This window comes from Pseudoduganella rivuli, from assembly GCF_009674485.1.
GTDB lineage: Bacteria > Pseudomonadota > Gammaproteobacteria > Burkholderiales > Burkholderiaceae_D > Rugamonas > Rugamonas rivuli_B.
Map to the genome: position 1 here is coordinate 164,821 of NZ_WKJJ01000014.1, position 13,535 is coordinate 178,355.

At 65.4% G+C, this 13,535-nt stretch carries 10 protein-coding genes; 3 read left to right on the plus strand and 7 right to left on the minus strand.

Annotated features, from left to right (window positions below; translation table 11 throughout):
* The first annotated feature begins 3 nt into the window (after positions 1-3).
* The gene (locus GJ700_RS22045; RefSeq protein ID WP_154377917.1) at positions 4-2,079 is read left to right on the plus strand and encodes a TonB-dependent receptor; all 2,076 of its coding nucleotides are present in this window, start codon (positions 4-6) and stop codon (positions 2,077-2,079) included.
* A 9-nt stretch (positions 2,080-2,088) separates the two neighbouring features.
* On the opposite strand, the gene GJ700_RS22050 is transcribed toward GJ700_RS22045, so the two are convergent.
* A complete protein-coding gene (locus GJ700_RS22050) occupies positions 2,089-3,228 on the minus strand; it encodes an HAF repeat-containing protein (RefSeq protein WP_154377919.1) in 1,140 nt (379 codons plus the stop codon).
* A 155-nt stretch (positions 3,229-3,383) separates the two neighbouring features.
* Between GJ700_RS22050 and GJ700_RS22055 the strand changes: the two genes are divergently transcribed.
* The gene (locus tag GJ700_RS22055; protein WP_154377921.1) at positions 3,384-5,174 is read left to right on the plus strand and encodes a thiamine pyrophosphate-requiring protein; all 1,791 of its coding nucleotides are present in this window, start codon (positions 3,384-3,386) and stop codon (positions 5,172-5,174) included.
* A gap of 147 nt (positions 5,175-5,321) precedes the next feature.
* On the opposite strand, the gene GJ700_RS22060 is transcribed toward GJ700_RS22055, so the two are convergent.
* The 6 genes from GJ700_RS22060 to GJ700_RS22085 form a co-directional block, all read right to left on the minus strand.
* The gene (locus GJ700_RS22060) at positions 5,322-6,809 is read right to left on the minus strand and encodes an AMP nucleosidase (protein WP_371868068.1); all 1,488 of its coding nucleotides are present in this window, start codon (positions 6,807-6,809) and stop codon (positions 5,322-5,324) included.
* A 78-nt stretch (positions 6,810-6,887) separates the two neighbouring features.
* Positions 6,888-7,277, minus strand: a complete 390-nt coding sequence (locus GJ700_RS22065) for an EF-hand domain-containing protein (RefSeq protein WP_154377923.1) — start codon at positions 7,275-7,277, stop codon at positions 6,888-6,890.
* The gene (locus GJ700_RS22070; RefSeq protein WP_443094166.1) at positions 7,274-8,827 is read right to left on the minus strand and encodes a S10 family peptidase; all 1,554 of its coding nucleotides are present in this window, start codon (positions 8,825-8,827) and stop codon (positions 7,274-7,276) included. Before GJ700_RS22070 ends, GJ700_RS22065 begins: the two co-directional genes overlap by 4 nt.
* A 113-nt stretch (positions 8,828-8,940) precedes the next feature.
* Complete coding sequence (locus tag GJ700_RS22075) at positions 8,941-9,492, minus strand: hypothetical protein (RefSeq protein WP_154377925.1); 552 nt, start codon at positions 9,490-9,492, stop codon at positions 8,941-8,943.
* Positions 9,493-9,620: 128 nt separating this feature from the next.
* Entirely contained in the window at positions 9,621-10,988 is a 1,368-nt protein-coding gene (locus GJ700_RS22080; protein ID WP_154377927.1) for an MATE family efflux transporter, read from the minus strand.
* Between the two features lie 96 nt (positions 10,989-11,084).
* Positions 11,085-12,362: an NAD(P)/FAD-dependent oxidoreductase gene (locus GJ700_RS22085; RefSeq protein WP_154377929.1), complete on the minus strand. Its 1,278-nt coding sequence runs from the start codon at positions 12,360-12,362 to the stop codon at positions 11,085-11,087.
* A gap of 130 nt (positions 12,363-12,492) precedes the next feature.
* Between GJ700_RS22085 and GJ700_RS22090 the strand changes: the two genes are divergently transcribed.
* On the plus strand, positions 12,493-13,455 hold the full coding sequence (locus GJ700_RS22090; protein WP_154377931.1) for a LysR family transcriptional regulator: 963 nt from the start codon (positions 12,493-12,495) through the stop codon (positions 13,453-13,455).
* Positions 13,456-13,535: the final 80 nt, after the last annotated feature.

The following is a 13,535-nucleotide window of genomic DNA, read 5'->3' on the forward strand; positions in this document are numbered from 1 at the left end:
GCCATGCGACTCAAAAAAATCCCCCTGGCGCTGCTGCTGGCCGCCAGCCCCCCCGCCTTCGCCGCCGACACCACGCTGCCTGCCGTCACCGTAACGGCCACTGCCGACACCGCGTACAACCCGTCCTCCACCAGCGCCGCCAAGCTGGACGCGCCGCTGCGCGACATTCCACAGACCGTCAACGTGGTGCCGCAAGCGTTGCTGCGCGACCAGGGCGCGGCATCGCTGCAGGACGTGTTGAAATCCGTGCCCGGCGTCGGCTTGTCGACCGGCGACGGCCAGCGCGACCAGGTCACCATCCGGGGTTTTTCCGCGATATCAGACCAGTTCATTGACGGGCTGCGCGACGACGCGCTGTATTTCCGCGACTTGTCCAATATCGAACAGGTGGAAGTGCTGAAGGGCCCCGCGTCGGTGCTGTATGGCCGCGGGTCGTCCGGCGGCATGATCAACCGCATCAGCAAGAAACCCGGCGCCGACGTCAGCGAAGCCACCTTGCGCGTCGGCAGCCACCACGGCCGCCGCGCCGAAGTCGACCTGGGCCGCCGGCTCGACAGCCCCGGCGCGGCATTCCGCGTCACGGGCGCCATCGAGCGCGCCGACAGTTACCGCGACCAGCAATTCCTTGAACGGGAAGCGCTGTCGCCATCGGTGCAATTGCGCCTGGGCCAGGCCACGGCCCTGCTGGTGCAGGGCGAATACCTGCACGACAAGCGCCTGACCGACTTCGGCATTCCGTCGTACCAGGGCCGCCCCGTGGACGTGCCGGCCAACACGTATTACGGCTCCGCACAGGCCGACAAATTCGACTACAGCGAAGCGCGCGTGCATGCGCTGGGCTTCACGCTGGACCACCGCTTCAGCGATACGCTGTCGCTGCGCAACGCATTCCGCGCCTTCAACTACAAGCTGGACCGCAACAATACGCTGATCGGTTCCGTCAATGAGACTGTAAAAACCGTGTCGCTCACCCGCGGCAACGTGCTGCGCGATGAGGATGGCTGGTTCAACCAGACCGAACTGACACAGCGCGTACAGTTCGCCGGCATCGCGCACCAGGTGCTGTATGGCGTGGAATTCGGCCGCCAGGACAAGGACCAGCTGGTGCGCTCGCAAGCCAACGCGGCCACGGTCTCGCTGTTCAACCCGCAGCCCGCCACGGTGCCGTTCACGGCGGGCGGCGCCCCGACCGCCAACAGCCTGTCCGAGTTCGGCACCGGCAGCGTCTATGTGCAAGACCTGGCTGCCATTGCCGACCACTGGAAAGTGCTGGCCGGCGTGCGCTACGACCGCTTCAAACAGGAAACCCACGACCGCCGCGCCGGCCAGCCCGACCTGGCGCGCACCGACCGCGCGTGGAGCCCGCGCGCCGGCCTGGTGTACCAGCCGTCACAGGAGCAGTCGTATTACGCGTCGTTCAGTAAATCGTTCCAGCCGTCCGGCGAAAACTTCGCGCTGGCCGCCAGCAATGCCGACCTGGCGCCGGAACGCACCACCAACCATGAAGTGGGCGCGAAAATCGACTTGTTCGGCGGCCGCGCCACGGCAGGCGCCTCGCTGTTCCGCCTCGAACGCACCAACATGAAATCCACTGATCCCGCCACCAGCCGCGTGATTTCCATGGGCACGCAGCGCACCGACGGACTGGAACTTACGCTCAGCGGAGACCTCGGCGACGGCTGGCAAATCTGGTCCGGCTATGCGTGGCTCGATGGCCGCATGGTCAAATCCATCGCCAAAGACGATGGCCAACTGGTGCAGGGCAAGCGTCCCACGCTGACGCCGGAACACAGCGCCAACCTGTGGCTGACGAAGGCGCTGGCCGCCAACTGGGGTGTGGGCGGCGGTGTCAATTACGTGGGCGACCGCTTTGCCAACCCGGGCAACACGGTGACCTTGCCCGGCTATACGACGGCCGATGCGATGGCATACTACCGCGCCCGGGCGCTGGAGCTGCAACTGAACGTGACGAACCTGTTCGACCGCGCGTACATCAGCTCGGGCCACGGCAGCAGCAAGCACCTGATGCTGCCGGGCGCGCCGCGCGCCGTGCAGTTGACGGCGCGCTACCGCTTCTGAGCGTCCCGGCTACCTTGTGAATCGGTTGGCGATGATCTTCACCTGCGACGAGGGGAACATCGGCCCCTCGGTGCGGCGCCGCACGCGCCACGCCGTCAGGGCCACGCCGGCTGCGATGCCGAGGCGGATGGCCCAGTCCAGCAGGCTGGTTTTCTGTACCGGCGCGGTTTCATCGACGGCGTAAGCGGCCAGCCGCTGGCCCGTGAACTTCGATCCGACCACCAGCCCGCTGTCGCTGATCTTGCTGGTCAAGTACAGCCCCGCTTCGCGCGGGTGCACCGACACCTTGCCATCCTTGTAGACAAAGGTCAGCGGCTGATACCCTTCGGCCGTCACCGTGCCCGCCACGTGGCCCGCGGCATTGATGCCGGTGGCGAAACTGTTGACACCTTTCGGCAGCAGCGCGCCGATGTCGACGAGGCGCTTGCCGTCCCAGGTGAACGCGTGCCAGCGCCGCTCCGGCGTTTCCGCCGCGCCCGCCACCAGACCCGCGTCATTGATGGCGCTGGCCATGCTGATGCGCCCGCCCAGTCCCGGCACTTCGCGCATCGGCTGGCCGGGAACGGACAGGAATGCGCGGCGGAAACCGTCGGGGTTTTGCGCCGTGCCCACCACCATGCCGGCCGTGTTGACGGCGGACGCATAGCTGGTCTTGCCGCCCAATGTGCCCAGGTCTTTCATGACGCCGTCTTCCGTCACGAACGCGTGGAAGTCGCCATTGGGCAAATCGGAGTGCCCCACCACCTGGCCCGACGCATTGATCGCCACGGCCGACGACCCGCCGCCACCCAGCGAACCCAAATCCGTCATGCCTTTCCTGACTTCATAAATGAACGCCCGCCAGCGCCCTTCCTTGTTTTGCGCGGCGCCCGTGATCATGCCGGACGCATTGATGGCGCGCGCCTCGCTGTCCGAGCCACCCAAGGTGCCCAGTTCCGTCACCTTGCCGTATTCGTACAGCACGGCACGGCGCCTGCCATCCTCGCCCTCGATCATGCCGACCACCTGGCCGGCGCGGTTGGCGTCGTAGGCCTGGCTGCTTTCGCCCGGCAATTCGCCAAAGCCGGGACGGCCGGTGGCGGCGGACGCGGATAGCGGGAGCGTCAGCAGGATGGCGGCCAGGGTGGCGACCAATGAGGTCTTGCGCATGGGAATTCTCCAGAATCTTCAGTTGCCAAAATATAACGTGTGGTGCATGAAGATCTTCTTAAGTTTTTGACGGTCGCGGCCCTGCCGCCGTTCCGTGCGCCACCGCACGATTGCCCCTCCTACCATGGCCGCAACAAATATCTCGGGAGCGCATCATGGGCAGTACGGTGGGAGATTTCCTGTTGCAGCGGCTGGCACAGTGGGGCGTGCGGCGCGTCTACGGTTATCCGGGCGATGGCATCAACGGCATCGTCGGCGCATTCGGGCGGCAGGAGACGATCGAATTCGTCCAGCCGCGCCACGAGGAAATGGCTGCCTTCATGGCCACCGCCCACGCGAAATTCACGGGCGAAACCGGTGTCTGCCTGGCCACGTCCGGCCCCGGCGCGATCCACCTGCTGAACGGCCTGTATGACGCGAAAATGGATCACCAGCCGGTGGTGGCCATCGTCGGCCAGCAGCAGCGCATGGCGCTGGGCGGCGACTACCAGCAGGAAGTGGATTTGCTGACGCTGTTCAAGGACGTCGCGGGCGCCTACGTGCAGATGGCCACCGATTCGGCCCAGGTACGCCACCTGGTCGACCGCGCCATGCGCATCGCGCAGGAACAGCGCACCGTCACGTGCATCATCTTTCCCAACGACGTGCAGGAATTGCCCGCCGTGGCGAAGCCACCCCGCGAACACGGCAGCGTGCACACCGGCATCGGCGCCCTGCGGCGCAGCCTGCAACCGCCCGCCGAAGCGTTGCAGGCGGCCGCCGATATCCTCAACAGCGGCAGAAAGGTGGCGATCCTGGCCGGCGCCGGCGCGCTGCACGCCACCGATGAGCTGATCGAAGTGGCGGACATCCTCGGGGCGGGCATCGCGAAAGCGTTGCTGGGCAAGGCCGCGGTGCCGGACGATTTGCCCTATGTGACGGGCGCCATTGGCTTGCTGGGCACCAAGCCCAGCCATGACATGATGGCGGAATGCGACACGCTGCTGATGGTGGGCTCGTCCTTCCCCTACGCCGAATACCTGCCGAAGGAAGGCCATGCGCGGGGCGTGCAAATCGAAATCGACGCCAGCCGCACCAGCCTGCGTTATCCGATGGAATACAACCTCATCGGCGATGCACAAGCCACGCTGCGGGCCTTGATCCCGCTGCTGAAGCGCCAGCAAGACCGTGGCTGGCGCGAGCAGATCGAGCGCAACGTGGCGCGCTGGTGGCAAGTGCTGGAAGCGCGCGCGATGAATGCGGCGGATCCCGTCAACCCGCAGCGCGTGTTCTGGGAACTGTCGTCGCGCCTGCCGGACGATGCGATCGTCACGGTCGATTCCGGCTCATCGGCCAACTGGTATGCGCGCGACGTGAAATTGCGGCGCGGCATGATGGCCAGCCTGTCGGGCGGCCTGGCCACCATGGGGCCGGCCGTGCCGTACGCGGTGGCGGCCAAGTTCGCGTTTCCCGGCCGCCCGGTGATTGCGCTGGCGGGCGACGGCGCCATGCAAATGAATGGCATCAATGGCTTGATCACCGTGGCACGCCTGTGGCGCCAGTGGCAAGACCCGCGCCTGGTCGTCATGGTGCTCAACAATAACGACTTGAACCTCGTCACATGGGAACAGCGGGCCACGGCGGGCGATCCCCGCTATGCGCCGTCGCAGGGCTTGCCGGATTTCCCCTACGCGGCGTATGCGGAAATGCTGGGATTGAAAGGCATCAAGGTGACGCAACCGGACGACGTGGGTCCCGCGTGGAGCGTGGCGCTGGCGTGCGACAAGCCGTGTTTGCTGGAGATGGTGACGGACCCGAACGTGCCGCCGTTGCCGCCGGGCGTGTCCCTGAAACAGGCGGGCGCGTTTTTCTCCGCGCTGTTCAAGGGCGATGCGGAATCCGTAGGCGTCATCAAGGCGACCATGCGGGAAACGTGGGATGCGTGGTTCCCGCCCAAAGCACATTGACTCGCGCTGTATCCCGGGCGATAACGTTCGTCCTGTCGGTTGCGCCATGCCGGCGCCACCACTCACGCATGCTGTATTGGCTGCGCATGCATGGCGGCTTCCGCCCGGCGGAAACCGCCCTACGGAGTTGAGGTCACCGGCCTCCGGTTATTGAAACGCCACTTCGGCAAAGCTGCGCAGCTTGCGGCTATGTAATCGGTCCACACCGAGGCCCCTCAGCAGCTCCACCGTCCGGATCCCGATCTGCAAATGCTGGTCGACCCGCTCGCGGTAAAACTGGTTGGCCATGCCCGGCAATTTCAGTTCGCCGTGCATCGGCTTGTCGCTGACGCACAGCAAGGTCCCGTACGGCACGCGGAAACGGAAGCCGTTGGCGGCGATGGTGGCGCTTTCCATATCCAGCGCCACGGCGCGGCTCTGGCTGAAGCGGCGCTCTGGCGTACGTTGCGGCAGCAATTCCCAGTTGCGGTTATCCGTGCTGGCCACGGTCCCCGTGCGCATCACGCGCTTCAGTTCCAGGCCCGACAACTGGGTCACATCGGCCACGGCTTTTTCAATCGCCACCTGCACTTCGGCCAGCGGCGGGATCGGTACCCATAACGGCAAGTCTTCGTCGAGCACGTGATCTTCCCGCACATAGCCGTGCGCCAGCACGTAGTCGCCCAATTGCTGCGAATTGCGCAAACCCGCGCAGTGGCCCAGCATCAGCCACGCATGGGGACGCAGCACGGCGATATGGTCGGTGATGGTTTTCGCGTTGGCGGGACCGACGCCGATATTGACCATCGTGATGCCGGTGCCGTCGCCGCGCACCAGGTGGTAGCCCGGCATTTGCGGCAGCCGTGGCGGCGCCACGCCGAGCGCATCGTCCGGATGCGCGGCGGTCCCCACGCGGCGCGTGACGATATTGCCCGGCTCGACGAACGCAATGTAATCGTCGTCGCCGGCCGCCGGCGCCTGCATCAGCGCGTGCCCCAGGCGAATGAATTCATCGACGTAGAACTGGTAATTGGTGAACAGCACGAACTTCTGGAAATGCGCGGGCGACGTGCCGGTGTAATGGCGCAAGCGCTGCAGCGAATAATCGACGCGGGGCGCCGTGAACAGCGACAGCGGCTGCGCTTCGCCGAACGGTGCTTCGTGCGTGCCGTTGGCGATACCGTCATCCATGGCCGCCAGGTTCGGCAAGTCGAACACGTCGCGCATCAGCAGGCGCCGCTCCGGTCCCATGCTGCCTTCGATATGGTCGTGCTCCGCGAACGAAAAGTGGATCGGGATCGGCTGCGAACTCATGCCCACTTCCAGTTGCTGCCCATGGTTTTTCAGCAGCAGGCGGAATTGCTCGTGGTAATAGCGCGAAAACAGGTCGGGGCGCGTCAGCGTGGTTTCAAACGCGCCGGCGCCGGCCACGAAGCCGAACGACAGCCGGGACGGTGCGCGCGCGACGGTCTCGGTATTGATGCGCACATACGGATAACAGGCGCGGATATGTTCCGGCGGGTTTTCTCCGGCGACAAAACTCTGCAACGAGGTGCGCAGGTACCCGATGGAATCGTCGTACAAATGCTGGACATGGGCCAGCGCGGCGGCGGGGTCATCGAAATGCCGGGGGGCGATGAACGGACGGGTATGCACGGTGCTCTCCTCTACGAACGATCGGCAACAATGCCGGTTTCATTGTAGCGGGGATGCCGCTGCGATGCAGCAATGCCCCTATTGTCCGCCCGGTCCCAGCGCCTGTTTGCGCCTTTTGCTCATGTAGTTGCGCAGATCGTCGAACGTGACCTTGCCGCTGCGGGCGGTATCGATGTCGGCGAAATGGTTCGCCACGTAGCCCAGGCCCGCCTTGCGCGCCTCTTCTTCCGTCAATGCGCCATTGGCGTCGAGGTCCGCTTCATTGAAGCGCTGCCGCAGCTTGGCCAACGCCTGCCGCTGCAACGCTTCGCCGGAAGCCGGCGCCGTGGCGGGCGCATTGCGCAAGTGTTGCGGCACGCAGGGATCGGCGCATTTGACCGCCGGGTCCTGGCCGCCGCCCGCCGCATGAACTACCGGGGCAGCGGCGGCGTAAGCCCATATCGCCATCAAAATCAGTTTGTTCATCATTTCCCCAGGCTGCTGTAGAACTGCACCAGGTCCGCCTTTTGCGCGCGGCGCGCGGTGTCGTCCAGGTAAATCATGTGGCCGCTGGCGTAATTGCGGACCGTGATATTCGCGTTGGCGCCCAGCCGCTGCAAATCCAGTTCGGTCTGGTAGAACGGCGTCGCCAGGTCATGGTAGCCGCTTTGCGCCAGCACTTTCATGGCCGGATTCAGGCTGATGGCGGCGGCCAGGTCCGGGATCGTGTCCGGCACCGGCTTTCCGTCATGCGCGAACGTCCACGTGCCGATGATGTCGTTGAACGTGAGGTAGGTGCTGGCCGTGGTGTATTTCAGCGTGGTGCCGATGTAGCTGCGGATCGCATTGGTGAACGCGTTGTTCACCACCGTCAGCGACGGGTCGCCATCGGCCGTCAGCGCCGACCCCACCGCGCCCGACACGCGCGCATCGTAACGGCCCAGCAACTGGCCCGGCAACAATTCCCGTGCAAACGCATCCGGCCCGTAATTCAGGTTGGTTTGCCAGCTCGCGGCCGGGATACCCGTGTACTTGAACAATTGCTGGGCCACGGTGGGTTGCGGCAGCGTGTTGGCCGACAGCCAGCGTCCCGCCGCGTCGCGGTAGGTGGTGGCGCTGTAGCTACGCACTTCCTGCAGGAAGCTGGTAACGTCGGACGGCGCGGGATTGGCCAGCTTGTAGTAATTGCCGGTGGCCGCATAGGTGGGGATGTAGCCTTCGCAGCTGCGGTTATTGAGCACGCTGCAATTGCTGTTGTAGTCCATGATGGCCGAATGCAGCACCACTCCGCTGACACGGGTGCCCGCGGTTTCCAGCAGGCTGGCCATGACGCCGGTGCGCGGCGCGCCATACGATTCGCCGAACAGCACTTTCGGCGATTGCAGGCGGTTGTTGGCAGTCACATAGCGCTGCACGAAATCGCGGAAGGCCGCCGCATCGGCATCGACGCCCCAGAAGTCGCGGTTGCGCGCCGGCGAGATGGCTTCCGAATAACCGGTGCCCACCGCGTCGACAAACACCAGGTCCGACACGTCGAGCAGGCTTTCCGCATTGTCGGCCGGGGTGGCGGCGCCGAGAATCGCATTGGACGGGATTTGCGTCTGGATGCGCTTGGGCCCGAACGATCCCAGGTGCAGCCACATCGATGCCGAACCGGGGCCGCCGTTGTAGAAGAATGTGACGGGGCGCGTGCCCGGATCCTTGCCGTCGGCCGTATAGGCCACGTAAAAGAACGACGCCGCCCTGCCCGTGCGCGTGTCCGTGCCCGTCAGGTGGCCAGTGGTGGCGGTGTAGGCGATCGATTGCCCGTTCAGCACCAGCGTGCTTTTGACGATGGCGGCGCTCTCGGTGGCGCTGGCCAGCGAGGCGGTGGGATTGCCGGAATAGACCACGGGATCGGCCAGTGCACTGTCGCCGCTGATCGGCGGCGTGACCACGGGCGGCGTGGTGGTGGTCCCGCTGTTGCCCGCCCCGCCGCCGCCCCCGCCGCAGCCGGTCAGCAGGATGGCCAGCGCCGCGGCAGCCGCCGTTGGCCGGATTGAGGTTCTTGCAAGGGATGGGTGTCTGGCCACGCGCGCTCTCCGGGTAAGGACTGCCTGGAGCGATTATGCCCGATGGCGCGGTGAATTTGTATAGTCAGGCTGGTGTACCGTCACAGGCCGCACGTTTTGTCGCCCGGCCCCAGGAAGCGCAGCGCGCGCGAATACGACACGGCGGCGCTCTCACGGCGCTTTTGCTCCAGGGTCACCATGTCGCCGATATCGAGCCCGCTCAGGACGAACAGGTTCATTTCCCTGCCCTGGAACTTGTCCGGCAACACTTGCTCCCACCAGTCGCCGTCGCGGTAGGCGTAGCGGGTGAACAGGCGGCAGCCGGGCGACGTGGACACCACCGTGTAGATGACCGGCACGCCGTTTTCCACGTCCAGCACCAGCGGGTTCTCATGCTGGCCCTGGCCGCCGTCATGCGCGGCGCGCCAGTAGTAGGACTTGCCGGGCTGCGACGGCAGGCTGAAACGGATCGCCGTACCTTCGTCCGTGCTGCGGCGGTCGACCACGATGACGTCGCCCGATTGCAGCCGCACCTGTTCCTGCCAGCGCTCCGAACGCGAGCAGCCGGACAGCGACGCGCCTGCGGCGGCCAGTGCCAGCGCCGCCACCAGCGCGCCGCCCTTTCCCGTCCAGCTCATCCATTTCCGTGCCATTACCGCTCCCTTTGCCACCCTGTTATGCCCTGCGGGGCAAAACCTCTATTGTGCCTTGTTTTCCGCAAGAGAATGTCACGGAAAATCACGAAGTTGTCATCAAAGTGTCTTCACCGGTATTTCATGCCTCATTGCAGCCGCAAACGTCTGCGCGCGGCCCGTGCGTGCGGCACCCATGCCTGGACTGCCCAGCGCCGCCACATCAGCAATCCCCGGATCCATTCGTCGGCCGCATAGGCGATCCACAGCCCCATCAAGCCCAGACCGAAATGCACGCCCAGCAGCCAGCTGCCGCCCGCCAGCACGGCCGCCATCGATGCGGCGCCGGCGACGACGGGATAGCGCACGTCGCCCGCCGCGCGCAGCGCATTAATGACCACCAGGTTGAACGTGCGCCCCACTTCCAGCGCCACCATCAGCCACAGCAAGACCGCCCCTTCCCGCACGATGTCCGGATCTTTCGTAAACCAGCCCAGCAGCCACGGGCCGGCCAGCGCCAGGCAGGCGGAAATGACGCCGCTGATGGCCAGCCCCCGCGCCAGCGACGCCCGCACCAGGCCGTGCGCATCGCGCAACTGGCCCGCGCCGATCAGGTGGCCGACCAGGATTTCCACCGCCAGCGCCACTGCCATGCTGCACATGATGACGACGCCGCCGATCTGCTGCACGTACGCCATCGTGGCCAGCGCCCGTTCCCCCATGCTGCCAGCCACCGCCATGCTGGCCATGAACGACAGCCGCCACGCGATCATCTCAGCCGCCGCCGGGATGCCGATATGCAGCACGTCGGCCAGCGGCCCGCGCCGTAGCCGCCACCAGTCGCCCCAGCGGGGCCGGATACCCAGGCCGCGCCGCCAGAACATCAAGTGCAGCGACAAGCCCAGCGCACGGCTCAGCAACAGCGCCAGCGCATAGCCCGGCAATCCGAGCGCCGGCAGCGGCCCCCAGCCATACATCAGCGGAAACGCCAGCAGCAGGTGGGTGGCGTGCATGGCGGCCAGCACCAGCAGCGAATCGCGCATGCGCAGGTGGGCCCGCATCACGCCCGCCATCGACGCGTTCCATGCATCGAACAGCAACGCGGGCGCCAGCACTTGCAGCATCGGCACGGCCAGCGGCAGCACCGCGTCCGGCGCATGCAGCGCGCGCAACAGCGCTGCCGCCCCGGCAAAGGCCAATCCGGCCGCCGCCGCGCCCAGCCAGGTGCTGGCGCCCACCATGGCCAGCGCCACGCGGTCCGCCACGTCGCGCCGCCCGCCGCCCAGGTTTTGCGTGATGACCACGCCGATGCCCGACCCGATAATGCGGAACAGCAGGAACAACGTCTGCGAAATCTGGATCGTGACGGCAAAGGCGGCGCCGGCGGTATCGGAAACCCGGGCCGCCATCGCCGTGCCGGCCACGCCGATGGCGACCGCCAGCGACAATTCGATCAGCAGCGGCCAGGCCAGGGTGAAAACGTGGGGACGGGAGGAAATTGCGGAAATGGATGCCATAGCGCAATGATAGCGCTATTCATCCGCAATTAAAACCGGTTTGAATGCCAACTTTGAAAAAAGCTTGCCCAGGCAAGCTTTTTTGGGACGGCTCTATCAGTGCAGTTTGACCGATGGCGTAATGCGCTTGCGCAGCCAGTCCACCAGCATGACCGCGGCGGCCCGGACGACGCCGTGCAGTGCCATCAGGTGTTTCTGGTACATCATGCCGTACAACAGGTTCGCGGTGGCGCCGCTGACCGGCATCTGGCGCCCGACCGAACCGCCCAGCAGCACGCCCACGGCGGCGACGGGACCAAGCGACACCAGCGACCCGTAATCGCGGTAGCGGAATTCCGGCAGCGGCGTGCCTTCCTTGCGCGCCAGTGCAGCCGCCAGGAATACCGCCTGCTGGTGCGCCACCTGCGCCCGTGGCGGCGCGGCGCCTTTTACAGGGCAGACGAAACTGGCGCAGTCGCCGATCGCAAACACGTTGGGGTCGTCCACCGAGCGCAGCGACGCATTCACCATGATCTGGCGCATGCGGCCCAGCGACAGGCCGAACGTCTTGCTGATGGCGGGACCTTCGACGCCCGCCGCCCACAAGGTCAGCGTGGCGGGACGGGGCACGCCGTCGACGTGGATGGTGTCCGCTTCGACGCTGGTGACTGCCGCCCCCGTGCACACATCGATGCCGCGCGATTGCAGGTACTTCACGGCGCGCGCCGACATGTCAGGCGGCAGGTGCGGCAGGATGCGGTCGCCGCGCTCCAGGATGCTGATGCGCACGTCGCGCGCCGGATCCAGCGTATGCACCTTGTACTTGGCCAGCGCACGGGCGCTGTGCGCCAGTTCCGCCGCCAGTTCCACGCCGGTGGCGCCGCCGCCGACGATCATCACATTGACCTGTTCGCCGTCGCCCTGGCTGGCCCGCACGCAGGCGCCCAGGAAGCGGCGGTAAAAGCCTTTTGCGTCACCCACGTGGTCCAGCGTGCAGACATGGTCGGCAGCGCCCGGCACGCCGTAGAAATTGGTGACGGCGCCCAGCGCCAGCACCAGCGTCGTGTATTCCAGCGTGCGCGCCGGCGGCGCAATGCCGTCGTCACGCATGCATGGCGCCAGTTCCAGCATGCGGCCGGCGCGGTCCACCGAGCGCATTTCCGCGTGGATGAACTGGAAGCCGTGTTCGGCGGCCTGCGCCGAGTATTCGATCTGGAACACTTGCGGGTCGCGCTTGCCCGAGGCCACGGTATGCAGCAGCGGTTTCCAGAAGTGCGTTGGGGAACGATCGACCAGGATGATCTTCGCGCGGCCCTTGCGGCCCATGGTATCCCCTAACCGGGTTGCCAATTCGAGGCCGCCTGCGCCTCCGCCTACGATTACGATGGTTTGCATGATGTTTCCTCCGTCTTGGTTGCTGCGTATTACTTCCGCATCGCTTCCGCGTTGCGTCTGAGTGCTAATATAGTGGCCGCAAAAGGAAAAGAGAAATTACTTATTTTCAGCGATTGATAAGGTTTAGATTATGTATCACGCAAGCTTCCGCCAGCTCGAAGCGCTGGTTCTCGTGGCCCGGCATGAAAGCGTTTCACGCGCCGCCGAAGAAATGCACGTGACGCAGCCGGCCATCTCCGCCCAGCTGCGCGCGCTGGAAGAACTGGCCGGCACCGCCTTGACGCGCAAGGTCGGGCGCAACATCCAGCTGACCGCCGCCGGCGAAGTGATGCGCAATTTCGCCGAACGCATCCTGCAACTGTGGGACCAGGCCGGCGACGAACTGGGCGAGCTGCAGGGCGTCAGTTCCGGCACCTTGCGCATCGGCGCCGTGTTCACGGCGGAGCACTTGCTGCCGTCGATGCTGGTGAAGTTCACGCTGGAGCGTCCCAACGTCCGCATGAACCTGCGTGCGGGCAACCGCAGCGAGATTATCGGCCTGCTGTCACGCAAGGAAGTGGACCTGGCCATCATGGGCACGCCGCCGCGCGAACTGCGCATCAATGCAGCCCGCTTCGCGCACCACCCGATGGCGTTTGTCTCCAGCCCGAAGCATCCGCTGATGAAAAAAAAGCGCGTGACACTGGACGATATCGTGAAGTCGAACCTGCTGGTGCGGGAGCGCGGATCGGGCACGCGCACGGCCGTGGAGCGGCTGTTCAAGGAACACGGCCACACCTTGCACATCAGTTCTGAAGTGTCGAGCAACGAGGCCATCAAGAGCATGGTGGCGGCGGGGCTGGGCGTGGGTTTCGTGTCCGTGCACGCGTGCGCGCTGGAATTCAAGGCGGGGCTGATCGACATCCTGCCGATGAAGGAAAGCCCGCTGGAAGGCGACTGGCACGTGATGCACCTGGCCGACCAGCCGCTGCCCCGCATTGCCGCCGCCTTCCGCGATTTCATGGTCAATTCCGGCCAGGCGCTGATTGAAACCGAGCTGGAAGCGTATTACCAGAAATACCAGAGCCTGCACAAACGCGGCGTAAAAAACTGAATTTTCGCCAAATCCGGCCTGACCATGTTGAAATTTTGGTCAGGCCAATATAGAATCGTTTCACATTCCCCTTCCAGAAC